The organism is Streptomyces sp. NPDC053673, assembly GCF_055585225.1.
In genome coordinates this window covers 117,109-136,557 of record NZ_JBVJKN010000021.1, presented here as the reverse complement: position 1 = coordinate 136,557, position 19,449 = coordinate 117,109, and the positions used below count along the sequence as shown (strand labels likewise).

13 protein-coding genes are annotated in these 19,449 nt (G+C 69.9%); 2 read left to right on the top strand and 11 right to left on the bottom strand.

The annotated features are described in order from the left end of the window. From ACZ6ZQ_RS26570 to ACZ6ZQ_RS26560, 3 genes are all read right to left on the bottom strand, one after another. Nucleotides 1–1,454, bottom strand: a 1,454-nt coding sequence (locus tag ACZ6ZQ_RS26570; RefSeq protein ID WP_469771020.1) for a condensation domain-containing protein, incomplete at its 3' end; no start/stop codon positions are given. Nucleotides 1,455–1,838: 384 nt separating this feature from the next. Further along, nucleotides 1,839–5,069 (bottom strand): non-ribosomal peptide synthetase, encoded by a 3,231-nt coding sequence (locus tag ACZ6ZQ_RS26565; RefSeq protein ID WP_469771019.1) that lies wholly within the window; start codon nt 5,067–5,069, stop codon nt 1,839–1,841. A gap of 108 nt (nt 5,070–5,177) precedes the next feature. Then, complete coding sequence (locus tag ACZ6ZQ_RS26560) at nt 5,178–5,402, bottom strand: MbtH family protein (protein ID WP_469771018.1); 225 nt, start codon at nt 5,400–5,402, stop codon at nt 5,178–5,180. Nucleotides 5,403–5,672: 270 nt separating this feature from the next. Here ACZ6ZQ_RS26560 and ACZ6ZQ_RS26555 point away from each other — a divergent pair, with 270 nt between their 5' ends. After that, nucleotides 5,673–6,185 carry a flavin reductase family protein gene (locus ACZ6ZQ_RS26555; protein WP_469771017.1) on the top strand — a complete coding sequence of 171 codons (513 nt, stop codon included), beginning with the start codon at nt 5,673–5,675 and terminating at the stop codon, nt 6,183–6,185. A 15-nt stretch (nt 6,186–6,200) separates the two neighbouring features. On the opposite strand, the gene ACZ6ZQ_RS26550 is transcribed toward ACZ6ZQ_RS26555, so the two are convergent. From ACZ6ZQ_RS26550 to ACZ6ZQ_RS26540, 3 genes are all read right to left on the bottom strand, one after another. Continuing rightward, nucleotides 6,201–7,184 carry an ArsR/SmtB family transcription factor gene (locus tag ACZ6ZQ_RS26550; RefSeq protein ID WP_469771016.1) on the bottom strand — a complete coding sequence of 328 codons (984 nt, stop codon included), beginning with the start codon at nt 7,182–7,184 and terminating at the stop codon, nt 6,201–6,203. A gap of 369 nt (nt 7,185–7,553) precedes the next feature. Beyond that, nucleotides 7,554–8,360: an ABC transporter permease gene (locus tag ACZ6ZQ_RS26545; RefSeq protein WP_469771015.1), complete on the bottom strand. Its 807-nt coding sequence runs from the start codon at nt 8,358–8,360 to the stop codon at nt 7,554–7,556. Next, entirely contained in the window at nt 8,357–9,322 is a 966-nt protein-coding gene (locus ACZ6ZQ_RS26540) for an ABC transporter ATP-binding protein (protein ID WP_469771014.1), read from the bottom strand. Before ACZ6ZQ_RS26540 ends, ACZ6ZQ_RS26545 begins: the two co-directional genes overlap by 4 nt. Before the next feature lie 195 nt (nt 9,323–9,517). On the opposite strand from ACZ6ZQ_RS26540, the gene ACZ6ZQ_RS26535 reads away from it, so the two are divergent. Continuing rightward, a complete protein-coding gene (locus ACZ6ZQ_RS26535) occupies nt 9,518–10,201 on the top strand; it encodes a response regulator (RefSeq protein WP_469771013.1) in 684 nt (227 codons plus the stop codon). A 30-nt stretch (nt 10,202–10,231) separates the two neighbouring features. Here ACZ6ZQ_RS26535 and ACZ6ZQ_RS26530 read toward each other — a convergent pair whose 3' ends face one another. The 5 genes from ACZ6ZQ_RS26530 to ACZ6ZQ_RS26510 all read right to left on the bottom strand — a co-directional run. After that, nucleotides 10,232–12,148 carry an ABC transporter ATP-binding protein gene (locus tag ACZ6ZQ_RS26530; protein ID WP_469771012.1) on the bottom strand — a complete coding sequence of 639 codons (1,917 nt, stop codon included), beginning with the start codon at nt 12,146–12,148 and terminating at the stop codon, nt 10,232–10,234. Nucleotides 12,149–12,156: 8 nt separating this feature from the next. After that, nucleotides 12,157–13,344, bottom strand: a complete 1,188-nt coding sequence (locus tag ACZ6ZQ_RS26525; RefSeq protein ID WP_469771011.1) for a pyridoxal phosphate-dependent aminotransferase — start codon at nt 13,342–13,344, stop codon at nt 12,157–12,159. Continuing rightward, complete coding sequence (locus ACZ6ZQ_RS26520) at nt 13,341–14,300, bottom strand: TauD/TfdA family dioxygenase (RefSeq protein ID WP_469771010.1); 960 nt, start codon at nt 14,298–14,300, stop codon at nt 13,341–13,343. Before ACZ6ZQ_RS26520 ends, ACZ6ZQ_RS26525 begins: the two co-directional genes overlap by 4 nt. 80 nt (nt 14,301–14,380) lie before the next feature. Beyond that, the gene (locus tag ACZ6ZQ_RS26515) at nt 14,381–15,634 is read right to left on the bottom strand and encodes a cytochrome P450 (RefSeq protein WP_469771009.1); all 1,254 of its coding nucleotides are present in this window, start codon (nt 15,632–15,634) and stop codon (nt 14,381–14,383) included. Between the two features lie 135 nt (nt 15,635–15,769). Beyond that, nucleotides 15,770–19,449 (bottom strand): amino acid adenylation domain-containing protein (locus tag ACZ6ZQ_RS26510; protein ID WP_469771008.1); only part of this gene is annotated, 3,680 nt, incomplete at its 5' end.

The following is a 19,449-nucleotide window of genomic DNA, read 5'->3' as shown; positions in this document are numbered from 1 at the left end:
GACAACGACACATCACCACACGCCACCGCAAGCGCGTCCGGAACAGCACGCACCTGCTCCTCGAACAACACCGGCAACGACACACCCGGCACCTCAACCGCCGTGTCGTTCCACTCCTCCAACACCCGACGACGCTCACCCGCAGCCAACACATCCAGGCGCCCGACCAGGAGGTCCGGCGTGGCGGCGATGGTCCGCAGTACGCGCAGGAGGGTGCCGGAGATGCTTTCCATGCGGGCGGCGTCGAAGAGGTCGGGGCGGTGCACGAGGCGGCCGCCCACCTTCTCCCCCACGCCGCTGATCAGGGTCAGCGGGTAGTGGGTCGCATTGCGTGACTCCACATCGCGCACGCGCAGGGCTCCGGCGTCCGAGTCGTCCGCGGTGCGGGGGAAGTTCTCGAAGACCATGGCGGCGTCGAACAGCTCGTCGACGCCCACGGCCCGCTGGATCTCCTTCAGGCCGAGATAGTGGTGGTCCATGAGCTGGACCTGCTCCCGCTGCACGCGCACGAGCAGGTCGGCCAGGGACTCCTCCGGCTTCAGGCGGACCCGCAGCGGGACTGTGTTGATGAACAGACCCACCATGTTCTCGACGCCCTCCAGCTCGGGCGGGCGTCCGGACACCGTCACGCCGAAGACGATGTCGTGCCGACCCGTGAGGTGGGAGAGGACGAGGGACCAGGCGCACTGGAGCACCGTGTTCATGGAGACGCCCTTGGACCGGGCGAGCTCGGTGAGGGCTGCGCCGGTGTCGTCGTCCAGGGCGAAGTCGAGGCGCTCGGGTACCACGGGGGTACGGTCCGCGCCGGGGACGAGCAGGCACGGCTCGGTGACGCCGGCGAGCGCGTCCCGCCAGGCCGCCCGGGAGGCGTCCTCGTCACGGCTGCGCAGCCACTCGGGGTGTTCGCGGTGGGACTTCACGGGGGACAGGGCCCGCGGGTCACCGCCGTTGCGGTAGATGACGACGAGTTCGCGCAGCAGTACCGCCATCGACCAGCCGTCGACGACGACGTGGTGGGCCGTGAGGACGAAGCGGTAGCGGTTCTCGCCGAGGTCGAGGAGGGTGAAGCGGACCAGTGGGGCGTCACCGAGTCGGAAGCGCCGCGTCCGGTCGGCGGTCGCCTCGGCGGTCACGGCTTCGTCGAGGTCGGCGGCGGGCAGGTGGCTGAGGTCGCTCTCGCGCCAGGGCAGCCGTACCTGCCGGCGTACGATCTGGACCCACTCGCCGGACCTGCGCTGGCGGAGCCCGGATCGCAGGCTGGAGTGCCGGCGCAGCAGTTCCTGGGCGGCCGTGCGCAGGGCGTCCCGGTCCAGCTCGCCGTCGAGATGGAAAACGATCTGGGCCACGTAGACGTCCGGCGCACTTTCGTCGTAGACGTGGTGGAAGATCATTCCTTCCTGCAACGGAGTCACCGGCAGGATGTCCTCGATCGACTGCGAGCGCGCGTTCACCACGGGTGTCCCTTCACTCCTCGACACAGAGCGTCAGATGCGAGGAAGCGGAATCGAGATCCCGAAATTGCGATGACCGCTCATCCTCGAGGCAGTCGACGAACTCCGTGACAGTCGATTTCCCAGTTCCTCTAGGATGTTTTCCGACCATGGGCCGTGCCGAAGCTAGTTGACCCCGGAAGAAGGCGTCAACAATTTCGGGAATGACCGAATAAGGCCTGCGACCGGACCGTACATCGGCCTGGCGGCAAGGCTTCCTGATTGAGTTGAGTTTCACGCAAGAGTGAATACGGATGATCCTCATCGGCCCACTGGGTCGCGTGGCCGGCTCCGAAAAGGGGAGGGCCACCCGGCGTCGCCGGGCGGCCCTCCTTCGCGTGTCTGCGGTCAGCCCGCAGGCCTTCCGGCTGCCGCGCGGACCTTGGCGACGAGTGCTGCCGTGTCCGCCGCCCGGGTACTGGCGAAGTAGTGGCCGCCCTCGGGCAGTTCGTGCAGGAACACCTCGTCGGCGACGGCCGCCCAGTCCCGGTGCCGCTCGGCGCCGCCCTTGGTGGTGGGGTCGTCCGCCGCGAGCACCACATGGACCGGGACACCGATCCTGTGCGCCGCCGGATCGGCGTGCAGCTCCATCAGGTAGGCGTTGGTCGAGCGCACGTCGTGCTGGTACGCCGAGCCCACGAGATTCGCCCGTTCCGGCTTGAGCCGGTCCAGTTCCACATAGGAGCTGTCCACCATGAGCCGTTCGGTGATCTGACGCGGGGTGAGTGCGCTGACCTCGTCGGTCTCGGCCTGCAGATCGGTGACCGGATCGAGCAGCAGCGCTCCCAGGAAGACCTCGGTCAGGTCCGCACCGCTCTCCTCCAGCAGTTGGGCGGTGGCCAGGGCATGGGCACTGCCGGCGCAGTGGCCCCACACCATCACGGGCCCGGTGACACGCCGGAGCAGCTCGTCGCGGACACGACGCGCGATCTCCGGCACCTCCTGGGGGAGCTCGGGGGAGCCCGTGAAGTCGTGTGCGGGCAGTTCCACGCCGAGTACCGCGATCCCGTGCTCCGCCAGCCGTTCGGCGAACAGCCGGAAGTTCACCGCGTTGCCGCCCGCGTAGGGGAAACAGACCAGCGTGGACAGCGCCTCGGGCACGTGCTCGGTCAGCGGCTGGAGCAGGCCGTCCTCGGCCGCCTCGGCTTCTGCGCCCGCGTCGAGGAGAGCGGCCAGGTCCGACAGCACCGGTGTGCCGATGAGCTGCTTCAGGGAGATCGCCCGGTCGAGTTTGACGACGAGCCGCACCGCGGTGAGCGACGTACCGCCGAGCCGGAAGAAGTGATCGTCCCGGCCGATGCGCTCCAGGGGAACGCCCAGCGCCTCGGCCCATTCGGTGGCGAGCCACCGTTCGGTCGGCGTCGTGGGGGCGGTGCGTGAGCCCAGCGCGTGACCCAGGGTCTCGGCGAGCTCGCCGAGCATCCGCTTGTTGATCTTGCCGTTCTCGTTGAGCGGCATGGCGTCCAGGCGGTGGATGTGCGCGGGGATCATGTAGTCGGGCAGCACCGCGGAGAGGTGTGCGCGCAGGTCCTGCTCCTCGACCGGGCCGGAGGCCACGAAGAAGGCGGCGAGACTCTTGTCGGCGCCCGTTCCCGCACCGGGGTCGACGACGACGGCGCAGTCGAGCACACCCGGGGCGGTGCGCAGTTTGTTCTCGATCTCACCGATCTCGATGCGGAATCCGCGGACCTTGACCTGCTGGTCACGACGGCCCAGGTACTCGATGGTGCCTTCCGGCAGCCAGCGGCCGAAGTCACCGGTGCGGTACATGCGGTCGCCGGGTACGAAGGGGTCCGGGACGAACGCCTCTCGGGTGCGTTCCTCGTCGTTGATGTAGCCGCGTCCGACGGACACGCCGGCGAACACGATCTCACCCGGCGTGCCCAGGGGTGCGAGCCGGCCGCGTGCGTCGAGGATGTATGTGCGGACGTTTCGCAGGGACCGGCCGACCGAGACGAAGTCGCGCACGGGCGGTGCGGTGAGCACCTCGTGCATCGTGTCGTCGCTGACCTCGGTGGCGCCGTAGGCGTTGACCAGCTGGACGCCGGGTTGCACCGTGAACCAGCGGCGTACCGGGTCCAGCTTGAGGGCCTCGCCCGTGATCGAGATCGAGCGCAGTACGCCGAGATCCCGCGTGCTGCGCTCCAGCAGGCCGAGCAGGATCTCGAAGTACGAGGGGACGAGCTGCGCGACGGACACCTTGTTGTCGGCCAGTTCGTCGAGAAACCGCTCCGGGTCGAGCTGGGTGTCGGTGTCCACGATCCGTACGGCCGCCCCGACGAGCAGGGGGGCGATCAGCTGCCACAGGGAGATGTCGAAGCACTGTGAGGCGGTCTGCGACACGACGTCGCCCGAGCGCAGGCCGACGGAGTCGATCTTCGCGTACAGATGGTTGATCATCCCGGCGTGTTCGCACTGGGCACCCTTCGGTGCTCCGGTGGAGCCCGAGGTGAAGTAGACGTAGGCCGACTGCCCCGGCTTGATCTCCGTCTCCGGGTTGCCGGGATCGTCGTCGCCCTGCAGCAGGACGTCCGCGAAGAGCGTGGTCCTGACGTGCTTCACGTCACGGGCGGTGGCCTGGACGAGGTTGCGCGCCGACTGTTCCGCGACGATGAAACGGCAGTCGCTGCGCTGGAGTTGGGTGGACACTCGCTGGGCGGGGAAGTCGGGGCGTACCGGCAGGTAGGTGCCGCCGGCCTTCATGACACCGAGTACGGTGGCCGCCCACTCGGGGGTGCGTTCCATGACGACGGCGACGACGTCCTCGGATCGCAGACCGTGCTGGAGGAGGGCGGCGGCGATGCGATTGGCCGCGGCGTTGAGCGTCCGGTAGTCCCAGCTGACGTCATTGCGGGACACGGCGACGTCGTGCGGGTGGGCGCGCACCTGGGCTTCGAAGAGCCCGGGGAACATCGTGTCGGGCAGCGGCACCAACGGGCCTGCCAGCCCGTTGAGGTGGTGTTCGCGCTCCTGTTCCGACGGCAGCTCCAGCTCGCTGTGATCGTCGTCGAAGGACGTCGTCAGGCGGTCCAGCGCAGCGCGGAAGTAGCGGCCGAGCCGGGCCGCGTACTCGGCGTCGATGACCTGTGTGCGGTGATGGAGGTGCAGTGCGGGGCTGTCCCCGGTCACACAGACCACCTGAAGTGCCGTGCCCGCTGGGAGTGCCACCGGTTCACCGGGGCCATTCCCGTCACCGGCCGGGGAGAGGCCCAGGACGATCTCATACGGCTGGGCCGGGGCGGTGCCTCGGCGGGCCAGGCTCAGCGCCCGGCTCGTCGACACCACGGCCACGAGGTCGCGCCAGCTGCCGTCGGGGATCTCGGCCTGCAACGCGCGCAGCGCGCCCTGCCCTTCGGCCTCCGGTGCGAGGTGGCCGACGGCGACGAGCCGCTCCGCCGCAATCTCGCCGAGTACCTTCACCAGCGGCGCCAGCAGCAGCGACTCGACCTCGACGGATTCGTCAGCGGCCAGCTTGTGCAGAGCCCGGAGCAAACCGGGCGGCAGCGGTACCACCTGTTTGTCCACCGCGTCCCCGTCGGCGTTCCACGCCGCCCACCTCGGGACTCTCGTCGGCACCATGACCAGTTCGACTGTCGATGGCGACGACGAGCTCGGTATTCCGGACACTTCAACCCCCGTTCCTCGGGCGACTGCCGCCCTCGGCTGATCCAGCTGACGAACCGCGTGTCACTTGCGCGATGCGCCTTCCATGGCCGCAATGAGGCTCTTGGGCCGCATGTCGGTCCAGTTGGCGTTGATGTGGTCCAGCGCCGACTGGCGGTCGGTCTCCCCGAGCGCCACCGTCCAGCCTTCGGGGACCTCGGCGAACGAGGGCCACAGCGAGTACTGGCCCTCGTCGTTGATCAGGACGAGGTAGACGCCATCGGGATCCTCGAAAGGGTTCACGCTCATGGTTATGGCTCCTTCGGTTCCATCAGCGCACCGCATTGCCCGGCACACACGACCGGAGTATACGAATCCCAGCCGAACGGAACAGCGGCCGAAAGAAATCCCGGGTCCTGATTCAGGAGCACCTTAAGGACGACACGGCGCGAGAAGACAGCGGGGTGCGTTATTAATCGCTCGTTGAAAGCCAGTGACAACTGAACCGACACTCGCGAAAGTGTGGGCACCGCGGCCTCGGGAGAGTCGTGCGATCTGCGAGAGGTGGCATGGCGCGGCGTGGACACTTCGCAGCACACCATGGTGACGCGCGGCGAATTCCGTGCGCTGATGTCGAGTTTTCCCTCAGGGGTGGCCGTACTCACCAGCACCAGGCCGGACGGTAGCCCGGTGGGGCTCACGTGTTCGTCACTGTGCAGCGTCTCCCTGGACCCACCGGTACTGCTGGCGTGCGTCAGAAGCGCAAGCCCCACACTGGACGCCATCCTGGCGAGCCGCGCCTTCGCAGTGAATCTGCTGCACGAGGACGCACGCGCCACGTCCGAGTTGTTCAGCTCCGGCGCACCCGACAGGTTCGACCGGGTCGCGTGGCAACCCGCCACGGGCACCGGTGTACCGCACCTGGTCGACCAGGCCCACACCATCGCGGACTGCGAGATCCGTCAGAGCGAGATGGTGGGCGATCATACGGTCGTCTTCGGCGGGGTACGGCGCGTGCGTCCCCTGACTTCCGCACCGCCCAAGCCGCTGGTTTACGGGTTGCGCCGGTACACGGGGTGGCCGCCTCGGTGAGGCGGCCACCCCAACTCACTGGGCGACACTCAGCGTCAGGCCATAGTCCACGAACGGCTTCGGCACGGGGCTTCCCACGGTCACCAGGGCCGAGCCCAGTGGGGTGAGGGAGTGCAGCATCGTGTTGAAGCGCCTGCGGCTGGTGACCAGGCCTGCACCGCGCAGCACCGTGGCATGCTGGCTTGCCGCGGCGGGCGAGATGCCGAGCCTTCGTCCCAGTTCGCTCGTGTTGCAGGTCTCGGACAGCGCCTCGAGCACCCTGGCCCTCGTGCGACCGACCAGTGCGGCCAAAGCACGGGCGTCGGCCCCGGCCGATTCCCACAGCGCGTTGGCCCCGTTCACGTCCAGGAGTGTCGGATAGACCAGGACGGGCGTGCGCTGTTCGTCGCGCCGGCCGGTGAAGATCCTCGGCCGGTCCACGAACAGAGACGGCACGATCTTCAGCCCTCTGCCACTCAGGTGGATCTCCTCGCCCTGTCCTGAGGCGATCGTCAGTACCGGCGGCCGCCAGCCCACCCACGTATGCAGATGGCTGAGCATGGTCTCGATGCCGCCGCCGGCCATCATCCGGCAGCGGTACTCACGGTCGATCTGCAGATAAGCGCGCGCCCTGCCCCAGTACGGGCTGACGCCCAGTTGGAGCATCCTCCGTACCACCGGGTCCGGCGCACCCGCCACTTCGCCCGGCGCCGTTTCCTGCGCCAGGAGATCGAACAGCCAGGCACCGCCGTTGCCCTCCCGCGCAGCCGGAGGACCGGCCTGCCGTGGGATGGTCGGGCCCGGCGGCATACGACGCATCCGCAGGCTCACCGCATCCCGCCACCGGGCAAAGGCGGCACCCCCTCCACCGCGCCTGAGCAGATCGACGGCGAAGACAGCCTCGGCAACAGGACCCACCGTAGGCAGGACCTTCAGTTGCGCTAAGTCGTCCATCGTGAAATGCACACTCTGCATATGGCTCCCCCTGTGTAAGCCCAGAATCGGCTGAACCGCCGACATCCATGCAAGCCGCTGCGAACAATGCACTTTTGAGCCAACTGCAGATGGGCTGGCGCTGAAAACACGCCATCGGCATCGACCGCAGCGTCGGTCAAGGCCCATGCCGACCGCGTCGAGGACGCGGTTCCCCGTAGCCTCGCGGCACCCCCTGCAGTGGTCACTGACTCATCAACCCCTGCACTCTATACGTAGATTGACGTAGAAGTCTTCCGCCAATCAACGACATCGCCACGAGCGCAACGTAGACACGCGGGCCGGGGTCTTGCAGTTTTCAAAAGTCTTGCGTCCCCACACACAGGCCGACGCCCGGACACACCTGCCGGGGGAGAACAGGGATGCCGGGCGCCGGAGTATCTGAGCCGTCGCAGATCAGGCGTCTCGTCGTCGCAGCACGTAGACACCCGCCACATGAGCGGCGACAGTCCATGCCAGGACGATCAGGAGGCCGGCCATGGTCGGGTAGGGGGCGTCGCCGTCACTCAGCATGAAGTGACCACCCGCGCTCTGAGGCATGTAGTCGTTGATGGCCAGCAGCACCGGACCTCCCAGTCCGACCAGCATGCTCGGCAGGGCGGAGATCACGAAGAAGAGCAGGGACAGCGCTCCGGCCGCGGTCCGCAGGGCGAACGACACTCCTACCGTCATCACCCCGATCAGGGCGCAGTAGACGCCAATGGCCAGGACCTGGGCCATCACCTTGGACACGTCGAAGGTGGCGTGACCGCGGAAGGGCACCCAGGCCACCGCGATGCCCAGCACTCCGTACAGCACTCCGGTGACGAAGCCCACCACGGCGCTCAGCAGCGCCTTGGCCATCTGAACGCGGTGCCTGACCGGCACCCACAGCAGCGACGTGCGCACACTGCTCGTCGCGTACTCGCTCGTCACCATCGTCATCGCCAGGACCACCAGGACGAACTGGGTGAGGATGACCGACGACGCCGAGGAGTTGCCGACCGGCTGGATGGGCTTGTCGTTGATCCGGGCGATCGACCCGTAGTAGAAGGTGAAGATCCCCGTCACGACCAGGCCCACCAGCAGACAGACATACGGCGTGCGAATGGACCACAGTTTGGTCCACTCCGCCGTGAACGCACCGACGAAACCGCCGCCGGTGTGCTCGGATGCCGTGCGGCCGCGCCGGCCGTCGCTCACGGCAGTCGATACGGCGCTCATGCCCCCGCCTCCTGCATCTCCATGGAACCCGTGTTCTCGAACACGGCGTTGCCCGTTCCGTACTCCACGCTCTGCGCGGTCAATTCCATGTAGGCCTGCTCCAACGAGGCGGAGACTGTGCGTAGTTCGTGCAGCCGCACGCCCAGGCGGTGTGCCAGGTCGCCGACCTCCTCGACGCTGCGGCCCTTGACGACGATCTCGTCGGGGGCCGGCGACTCCACTTCGGCGTCGCGGTACTTGAGAAGGTGGTCGACCAGCAGGCGCAGGTCCCCGGGGTCCGGCGTGCGTACCCGTACCGACGCCAGCGAGCTGCTGGCCAGGAACTCGGCCATCGGGGTGTCCGCCAGCAGCTTGCCGCGCCCGATGATGACCAACTGGTCGGCGGTCAGCTGCATCTCGCTCATCAGGTGGCTGGACAGGAAGACGGTCCGGCCCTCCGCGGCCTGGGACCGCACGAGCTCACGCACCCAGCGGACACCGTCGGGGTCGAGACCGTTGACCGGCTCGTCGAAGATGAGCACCTTCGGGTCGCCGAGAAGAGCGCCCGCTACACCCAGCCGCTGATACATGCCGAGAGAGAACGCCCCGGCGCGCCGCCGCGCCACCTTGGACAGGCCGACCGTCTCCAGCACTTCGTCCACTCGACGCAGCGGAATGCCGTTGCTGCGGGCCTGCGCCACCAGGTGGCTGCGCGCGGAGCGGGCCGGGTGCAGCGCCTTGGCGTCCAGCAGCGCCCCGACCTCGCGAATCGGGTGGCGCATCGAGGAGTACGGCTTGCCGTCGATGAGCGCTTCGCCCTCGGACGGATGGTCCAGACCGAGGATCATGCGCATCGTGGTCGATTTGCCGGCACCGTTGGGCCCCAGGAAGCCGGTTACCTGGCCTTCCTTGATGTCCAGCGTCAAGCCGTCCACGGCGACGGTCTCGCCGTAACGCTTGGTAAGCCCTCGCAGGGTGATCACAGGTTTTCCCTTCGGCTTTCTCGAACTGCTTCCACCCTAGGAAGGGCGGAGGCGGCGCACATCGATCGTTCGCCAGGACCGCCCTTACTTTCGTCAGGGGTGGGATCGAGCCCATGTGCACAGGGTCGGCCAATACTGCGGGAGGGGGCTCGTTGTCCCCCTCCGCCGGCGCATCCGCGGTATTAGGCTCGTGCCGTGCACGAGACGCCTCAAGACAAGCCTCCGGTGCGGATTCTCCTCGCCGATGACGAAGCAATGATCCGTTCGGGAGTACGCGCGATCCTGGCGAGACACCCCGGGATGGAGGTGGTCGCCGAGGCGGCCGACGGGCAGGCAGCCGTCGAGCTGGCCCGCGAGCACCGTCCTGACGTGGCGTTGCTGGACATCCAGATGCCCCGGCTCGACGGCCTGGCCGCAGCCGCCGAGATGTACCGCGACCGCCCCGGGACGGCCGTGATCATGCTGACCACGTTCGGTGAGGACGAGTTCATCGCCCGCGCCCTCCACGAGGGCGCCAGCGGATTCCTGCTGAAGGCGGACGACCCCCGGGAACTGCTCAACGGCGTGCAGGCGGTGGCAGCCGGGGGCGCCTACCTCTCACCGAGGGTGGCGGCCCGGGTGATCAGCGGGTTGCGGGCCGGCCGGATGGCGAACGAGGCGCCGCCGCGCCGCGTCCTGGAACGCCTCACGGAGCGGGAGCACGACGTACTGGCGCTCCTCGGAGCCGGGCTGTCCAATGCCGAGATCGGAGCGGAGCTCTATCTGGTGGAAGGTACGGTCAAGGCGCATGTGAGCGCCATCCTCAGCAAACTCGGCGTGCGCAACCGGGTGGAGGCGGCCATCGCCGCCTACGAGGCGGGTGTGGTCAGGCGTAAGTAGCAGGGGCCGCCTCCGGCCTCGCGGACGTGGTCACACCTCCGCGTAGGCCTCGGCCTGCAGCGCGTACATCTCCGCGTACCGGCCGCCCAGGTCCATCAGCTCCGTGTGCGTGCCCTGCTCCTCGATCCGCCCCTGGTGCATCACGATGATGCGGTCCGCCCGGCGGACGTTCACCAGCCGGTGGGTCACCAGGATCGTGGTCCGCGAACCGCCCTCGCTCAGCGTGCTGGCCCTGCGCAGCCCCTCGAAGACGATGGCCTCCGCCTTGGCGTCCAGAGCGGCCGTGGGCTCGTCCGCGACGAGCACGGCGGCGTTTCGGTAGACACCGCGGGCGACCCCGATGCGCTGCCACTGTCCGCCGGAGAGGTCGCGTCCGCCGACGAACTCCTTGGACAGGATGGTCTCTCCACCATCCGGCAAGGAGGCGATCACCTCGTTGATGCCCGAGGACGCCGCTGCCTCGCTCCAGCGCTCACCTGAATCGTCCGCGTCCTCGAGACGACCGATCCGGACGTTCGTCGCGGCGGTCATCGGCCAGCGCGCCGGCTCCTGGGAGATCAGGCCCACCTGACCGAACACCGACTCCTCGGTCGCCAGCGCGATGTCCACACCGTCCCAGAGCACGGCGCCCGACGTCGGCCGGTACAGGCCCGTGATGACCTTGCTCAGTGTGGTCTTCCCCGAGCCGTTCTCACCGACCAGCGCCACCACCTCACCGCGGCCGATGGACAGCTCGATCCCGCTCAGGGCCGGCGCGACGCTGCCGGGGTAGCTGAACTCCACACCACTGAGGTGGATCCGGGCGGGATTGTGGGGCGCGACGGCGACGGCGGGCGGACGGCGACGGGACGCCGCGTCGGCCAGCAGGTCACGGTAGAGCTGGAGATAGTGCGACAGCTCGTAGATCCGGTTGACCGACCGCATGGTCACGGCCAGCCCGGTGTTCGCGTTGCGCATCGCCACCACCGCCGTACCGGCCAGCGCCAGCGGCATGAGCCCGGCATGGAGCAGGTACCCCAGCAGGACGTAGGCAAGACCGGTACTGAACCCGGTCATCGTGCGCCCGACCAACTGGACGAACCCCTTCTTCGTCTCCAACGCCACGGCCTCGCCCGCAAGCACGTCGGCGACGCGCCGGTGCTCCGCCATCAGCGGCTCCTGCAGGCGGTACGCCCGGACCTCAGCAGCCACCTCGCGCTTCACGATCAGGTCCTGGACGACCCCGATGCGCAGCTGCCGGGTGGAGTTGTCGAGGAAGCTGAGGAAGTCCAGCTTGCCGACCTGCGTCGCGGTCCAGATCTCCGCCAGCGCCGCAAGGAGCATGACGGGGAGCAACCACAGGCTGAGCAAGGCGGTGGCGACGAGCGCGGCCAGCATCGACACCAGAGATCTCAGCACCTCCGCCATCAGGCGGATGCTCTGGTCGATCGAGGGCATCCCGCGCATCACACCCTGACGGACCAGTTCGCGGAAGCTGGGGTCGTCGAAGGCCTTCAGCTCGACGGCGACGACGGAGCTGTCCATCGCGTCCTGCGCGGCCGCCATGATCCGGGGCCGCAGCCGTCCCTGCAGAACCGTCGCTGCGCTCTCCATCAGGCCGCGCAGGGCGTAGGAGCCCACCACGGCGAACACCGCGGGCAGCGAATCCATCACCCGGTCGGGGGTGGGCCCCTCGGCCAGCAGGACGGTCAGCACGTTCGCGGTGGCGATCAGGCCGAACGCGGCCGCACCGCCCGCGAGGAGCTGGGCGAGTCCGACCACCAGGGTGAGCGAGCGCGAGGCGCGCCAGGCGAGGGAGACGATGACCGCGACCGCTGACGGTACGGCACGCAGGGTGGAGGCGACTCCCCTCTTGGCGATGGTCTCTCCAGGGATCGCCCAGGTCGGCGTCTGGAAGTTGTCGGTGCCTATCAGCGACGTACTGCGCTGCGCCGGCTTCCCGTTCACGGTTCTCCTCAACTGCTGACGGCGAGCGATGCGCCCGAAAGGTGCCCGGCTATGCGGTCGAGTGCCGGGGCGATCTCTGCGCCGTCCCGTACGAGCGCGATCCTGACCCAGTCGTCACCGGCACCGGGCTCCGCGAAGAAGGACCCTCCGGGAGCGACGAGCACCTTCGCGTGCGTGATGAGTTCGCGGGCGAGCTCGGACGACGTCCGGCCGAGGCCGGCCGTTCCCGCGAGGAGGAACCAGCCGCCCTCAGGGGTGTGCACGGTGAATCCGGCGCGGCGCAGCCCGTCGCACACGAGGTCGCGTCGCTCCTGGAACTGCACGCGTGCCGCGTCCACGTCGGTGTCGTCCAGCAGGCCGAGCGCGACCGCACCCCGCTGCAACGGGTGCGGGGTGCCGAGTGTGGTGCGCTCGTGGACGCTGCGGAGCCCGGCGGTGATCTCCGGCCGTGCCACGCAGTACCCCAGCCGCCAGCCGCTCATCCTGCGGGTCTTCGAGAAGCTGCCCACGACGACGGTGCGGTCGCGCAGGGCGGGGACGGAGCCCAGCGGTGACAGGTGTGCCCGGCCGTCGTAGGTGAAACGGTCGTACACCTCGTCGGTGATCAGCGTCAGGTCGTGGCGCTCGCAGACCTCCGTGAGCGCGGCGAACTCCGCTTCGTCGAAGACCCGGCCGGTCGGGTTGTGGGGGTTGTTGAGCAGCACCGCCCGGGTCCGCGGGGTCACCGCGGCGGTCAGCGCCTCCTCGGTGAGGCGCCAGTCGGGGCCTGTGAGGGTGACGAACCGCGGGACGGCGCCGGCCAGTTCGACGACGCCGGGGTGGTTCTCGAAGAACGGCTGGGGGATCAGTACCTCGTCGCCGGGGTCGGTCGTGGCGATGAGCGCCACCAGCAGGCCCTCGGTGGCGCCCGCGCTGATGACGATCTCCCGCTCGGGGTCCACCGTCACGCCGCGTACGGCGGCGAGCCCGGCAGCCACCATGCGGCGCAGGTCGAGGAGTCCGGCCGGGTCGGCGTACTGGTGCGCCCCGGAACGCAGCGCGTCGGCCGCCGCCTCGACGGCGGCGGCGGGCGGGTCACCGACGGGGATACCGAGCGCGAGATCGGTCGCGCCGCCGGCGCGCGCGGCGGGCAACAGGGCGGCGAGGCCCAGCGGAGGAAGACCGGCCGTCCTGCGCGAGAGGCGTCTCGTCGTCACAGCTCGCAGTCCTTCCGGGCCACCGGGTCGCCCATGGCGACCAGCACCTCGCGGTCGCCCTCGAAGGGTTCACGGCCGTGCGCGAGGCGGATGTTGTCGACCAGCATGATGTCGCCGGGCTGCCAGCGCTCGGCCATCCTGACCTGCTCGTACACCGCGTTGATCTGCTCGATTTCCCGCCGGCTCACCGGCTCCCCGTCACCGTAGAAGGTGCGGAAGGGCAGGTCCTCGCCACACTCGCCGCGCAGGAACTCGCGCACCTGCTCCTCGAGGCTCCACTCGCTCCAGAACGCGACGTGGTTGAACCAGGAGGTGTCCCCGGTCCCGGGGTGCCGGACCAGTGCGGAACGGAGCTGGGTCGTGGTCAGCCGGTCGCCGTGCCACTCGGTCGTGAGCTGCTGTGCCTCCGCGTACCGCTCCACCTCGGCGCGGTCCTCGGTACCGAACGCCTCCTGCCAGGTGAGCCCGAAGTGGCCCCAGTAGTTGCGTACCAGCTTCCAGCCCTGCTCGCGGAAGCGCGCCACCATGTCCTCGGGAAGCAGCTCGACCATGGCGCGTACGTCACCGAGGAAGGTCTCCCCGCCCGCGGTGGGCGCGGTCAGGCACGCAAAGACGAGCAGACCGGGGTAACTGAGCGCGTAGCTGTTCTCGTTGTGCAGCCGGATGCGGCGGCGGGCCGGCACGTCGGTGGCGGTGAACACCCCGCGCCCGTACGCACTGCGCGGGGTCGCCTTCTCCACGTAGTCGGCCGGTTTGCCGATGATCCGGTCGCGCAGCAGCGCGAACTCGTCCGCGGTGCTGAACGGCAGGCCGCGCAGCATCACCGAGCCGCGTTCCGTGCGCAGTTCGTGCAGTTCGTCGAGGTGCTCGGAGAGCCAGTCGGCCGCCCCTTCGAGGGACAGGTCCTGGGGTACCTGGCGGACGGGTATCCGGTTCGGCGCGAGTTCGGTCGGCATGGTGAGTGGTTCCTTCTCGAGGTGCGGGCGGCGGCGGGCGGGCGCGTGGCTCGGACGGGCCGCGGGGGCAAAGGGCCTCGTCAGGCGGCGGCGGGCAGGTGCAGCAGGCCGCGTAGGGCGGCGGTGGGCCGGCGCGTGGGCCGGCCGGTCAGGCGGAGCCCCGGCGCGCGCTCGGCCAGCACCCTCAGTGCCACGTCGGCTTCCATGCGGGCGAGCGGGGCTCCTACGCAGTAGTGGGCACCGCTGAGGAACGCCAGGTGCGAGCCCGCGTCGGACCTGGTGATGTCGAAGCGGTGGGGGTCGGTGAAGACCTCGGGATCACGGTTGGCCGCGCCCAGGACCAGCATCAGAACCGTGCCCGAGGGCAGCTTCTCCCCCGCGGCCTCGAACTCCTCGCGGGCGGCCCGGATCGAGTACTGCACGGGCGGGTCGTACCGCAGTGACTCCTCTGCGGCAGCCGAGGCCAGTTCGGGGTCGGCGACGAGCTTCTCCCACTGGACGGGATCCTCCTTCAGCCTCAGTGCGGCGTTGGAGACCAGGTTCGTCGTGGTCTCGAACCCCGCCGTGAGCAGCAGCTGGCAGGTGCCCACGATCTCGCGCTCGGGAAGCTGCTGGTCGCCCTGCGGCCTCAACAGTTCGCTGACCAGGTCCTCGCCCGGCTCGGCGCGGCGCCTGCGGACCAGCTCCGCGAACAGTTCGTCGAGTTCGCGCACCGCGGTGCGGAACTCGTTGGCCTGACGCGCGGAGCGGATGCCGTCGATGGCCTTGCCGGTCACCAGCCCGTAGTGGGCGAACAACTCGACGTCCACATCGGTGAGTCCGAGCAGCTCGCTGATGACGGTGATGGGCAGCGGTGAGGCGAAGTCGGTGACCAGGTCGAACTCGTCCTTGGCCAGCGCGGCGTCCAGGAGCCGGTGGGCGACCTCTTCGGTGCGGCGCCGGTACTCACCGATCTTGCGGGGCCGGAAGGCGGGAGCGACCAGGCGCCGCCAGCGCATGTGGTCTGACACCTCCTCCTGGAGGAAGGAGGAGTCGGCAGCCGGTCCCTGCTCCCCGGGAGGCGTCATGCGCTGCGGTTCCTCGTTGCGCCGGGCGAAGGCGGGGTCGCGCAGCATCCTGGTGCACAGTTCGTGCGAGGTGACGGCGTGCAGTCCAATGCGGCTGCGGTAGACCGGACCCCGGTCGCGCATCTGCTCGTAGAGCGGATAGGGGTCGGCCAGCCGCTCGTGCAGCATCAGCTTGCTGACGAGGTCGCCCCGGCGCGCCTTGGTCCACACGTTGGCGCGCCTGAGCTGAAGTTTCGCGGTCCGGCGCAGGTCTGCGGCGTTCGGCATGAGGCTCTCCCGGGAGGTGGCGTCGCTGACTCTTCCAGCGAGGCGGCAGGCGGACAATCACGTTCAGGCGGTGTGAAAAGACGTGCGTCGGTCATCGGGGGGAGCGGCTGATCAGGCGCTCGCGCCGTGGGTCCCTCACCATGTCGTCTCCTCGTCGTCCAGATCGAAGTCGAGTTCGAACTCGTCGATTTCGTCCTGGCTGAGATGACGTACCGTCACATCACTCGGGGTGAGGCCGCGGTCGCCGGAGGCATGACGGACGAAGGTCTCCAGGGCGCGGTTCCACAGGTCGGCCAGTGCCTCGATCCGCTCGCGCGGGATGGCTCCCGAAGCCCAGGTCCAGTTGGCCATCAGGGTGGGAGCGCCCTCGTGGTCGGCCACCAGTGCGGACAGGTCCAGCAGATGGCTGAGCGGGGCGGCGGGGTCCTGGTCGGCGCCCGTGTCGAAGCCTGACAGGGGCGTGAAGCGGCCGGGCCCGTCACCTTCGCCGACGGCTCCGGTGAACCGGCCGAGGTAGTTGAACGCCAGGTCCGGTGCGGGCGTGGCGGCGAGTTCGGCTCCGGCGTCGGCGTTGAGGTGACGCAGCAGTCCGTACCCGGCCCGTCGCAGCGGCAGCGCCCGCAGCTGTTCCTTGACGGTGCTGAGCAGGCGCCCGGCCGCGGGGCCGCCCGACCAGGCCTCGGACCGGTCGGGGGCAGGCAGGTCCAGCCGGACCGGGTAGGTCTGGGTGAACCATCCGACGGTCCGTGACAGGTCGGCGCCCGGCACCAGGCCCTCGTCGCGGCCGTGTCCCTCGACCTCGGCCACCACTGCGGATTCGCCGTCCGTGGACCAGTCCGCGACGGCCCAGCCGAGGGCGGCGAGCAGGATCTCGCGCAGCTCGCACCGGTAGGCGGCGGGCACGTCGGCCAGCAGAGCCGCCGTCGTCCCGGCGGACAGCCGCGTGATCAGGTGGCCCGAGGTCAGCGCCAGGTCGGCCGCCTTGTCGAGCGGCCGGGCGGCGAGCGTCGCGCGCGGTTCCCGCAGGGTCTGCACCCAGCGGGGCGCGTCGGCCGCCAGCGACGGCTCGTGGGCCAGCTCGGTGAGCCGTGTGGCCCAGAAGCGGGGCGAGGTGCCCACCCGCTGGAGCCGGACGGGTTCGCCGGCCATGAGGGACTCGCACGCCTCGGAGAGGTCGGGCAGCAGGACGCGCCACGAGACGGCGTCCACCGCGAGGTGGTGCACGACCAGCAGGAGCATGCCGTCCTGTCCGGAGCCGTGCTCGAAGAACACCGCGCGCAGTACGGCGCCCCGCTCGGGGTCGAGCCGTTCTCTGACCGCTTCGCCCTCCTGGAGGAGCACGGCCCGCAGGGCGTCCTCGTCCAGCCCTGAGACGTCCACGCGGTGCAGGCACTCGGCCGCGTCAACCGACCCCGGCTCCCGGACCCGCTGTTCCCAGCGGCCCTCGTGGACGTCCAGGGTCAGGCGCAGCGCGTCGTGCCGGTCGATCAGCGCGGCGAGCGCGTCCCGTACGAGGCCGGCGCTCAGGCCGGCCGGGGTGCGCACCAGGGTGGACTGGCTGAACCGGGTGGTCGGTCCGCCGGTGTCCCGCAGCCAGGCGACGATGGGCGTCAGCGGTACGGCGCCCACGCCGCTGCCCTCGGGTTCGAAGGCGGCGCCGCCGGCAGAGGTGACCGCGGAGGCGAGCCGGGCGGGTGTCGCGTGCTCGAACACCTGGCGTGGGGAGAGGACGAGGCCGGCCCGGCGGGCCTTGCTCACCAGCTCGATGGCGAGGATGCTGTCGCCGCCCATGTCGAAGAAGCCGTCGTCGACGCCCACTTCCGGCAGGTCCAGCACCTCGGCGAAGAGGCGTACGAGTGTCTCCTCCCGCTCGCCGGAAGCGGCTCGCGTCTCGCCGGCCGGTGCGAAGTCGGGTTCGGGCAGCGCGGCCCGGTCGATCTTTCCGTTCGCGGTGACGGGGATCTCCGGTACGACGACCACGGCGGCCGGTACCAGGTGGCGGGGCAGGACACTCGCGGCGTACTCGCGTATCGCGGCGGGATCGGGGTCGGTGCCCGGCTTGGCGACGACATGGGCGACCAGGCGCGGGACACCGGCAGCGGTGTGCAGCCCGGCGACGGCGGTGAGGACCCCGGGCGCGGCGGACACGGCTGCCGCCACCTCGCCCGTCTCGATGCGTACGCCGCGCAGTTTGACCTGGCCGTCGGCGCGGCCGAGGAAGACCAGCTGGCCGTCACGGCGCCAGCGGACCAGGTCTCCGGTGCGGTAGGCGCGTTCGCCCGGGGCGCCGAAGGGCAGGGCCACGAAACGCTCGGCGGTGAGCCCGGGGCTGCCGAGGTAGCCGCGGGCCAGCCCCGCGCCGCTGACGTAGAGCTCACCGGGAACGCCGACCGGCACGGGGCGCAGTGCGGCGTCCAGGACGTGGACCCTGGTGTTCTGGACGGGGCGCCCGATCGGTACGTCGCCGTCCACGGTGACCGGGTCGGAAGTGGAGGTCACCACCGTGGACTCGGTGGGCCCGTACGCGTTGACCATGCGGCGGCCGGGCGCCCAGCGTGCCACCAGCTCGGGCCCGCACGCCTCGCCGCCCACGACGAGGGTCGTCATCGAGGAGAGGGAGCCCTCGGGTACGGTCGCCAGCGCGGCCGGGGGGACCAGTGCGTGGGTCACGCCGTGGGCGGCGACGACGTCGGCGAGGATCTCGCCGGCGAGCGGGCCGGCCGGCGGGACGACGAGCGCGGCGCCCGCGGCGAACGCCGAGGTCACCTCCAGGACCATCGCGTCGAAGCCGGGGGCGGACAGCTGGAGGAACCTGCTGTCGGGCCCCACCGCGAACCGCCGCCCTTCCTCGGCGGCAAGCGAGGCGAGACCGGTGTGCGGGACGACCACGCCCTTGGGTGTCCCCGTCGAACCCGAGGTGTAGATGAGGTAGGCGGGGTTGTCGTGGTGCAGCGGGCGTACCCGGTCGGCGTCGGTCGGCGCATGGCGCGGGCGGGAGCCCAGGTCGAGCTCGCCGACCAGGACGGCCGGGACGTCTCCTACCCGGGTGACGCCCGCCCGGTCGGTGAGCACCCGGACGGCGCGGCTCCCCTCAAGGATCACACCGATCCTGGCGTCGGGGTGTGCCGGGTCGATCGGGGTGTAAGCGGCACCGGCCTTCACCACGGCGAGCAGGGAGACGATCAGGTCGGCGGACCTGGGCAGGAGCAGCGCGACGATGTCCTCGGGGCCGATCCCGGCGGCGATCAGCTCATGGGCGAGCGCGTTGGCCCGGGCGTCGAGCTCGGCGTAGTCGAGCGCGAACCCGTCGCCGATGAGGGCGGGTGCGCCGGGTGTACGGCGGACCTGGGCCTCGAACAGCTCGGGGAACGTGGGGCTGCCCGTGTCGGAGGCGGTGTCGTTCCACTCCTCGGTCAGGCTGCGCCGCTCGGCGGCCGGCAGGATGTCGAGCGCGCGGACGGATCCGTCGGGGTCCGCGGTCGCGGACTCCAGCAGGCGCACCAGGCGGGCGGCGAAGGACTCCGCGGTCTCCCGGTCGAACAGGTCGAGGCTGTACTGCAGCGAGCCGGTGAATCCGCCGTCCGCACGCTCGCCGAAGCCGAAGGCGAGGTCGAACTTCGCGGCTTTGGTGTCCACCGGGTAGGAGTCGGCGGTGAGGCCCGGGACGTCGGGGAGCGGGGGTGTGCTCTGCGCGTCGGCGTTCTCCAGCGACAGCGAGACCTGGAAGAGGGGGTGGCGGGCGGCGGAGCGTTCGGGGTTGACGATCTCCACGATCCGCTCGAACGGCACGTCCTGGTGCGCGAACGCCGCCAGAT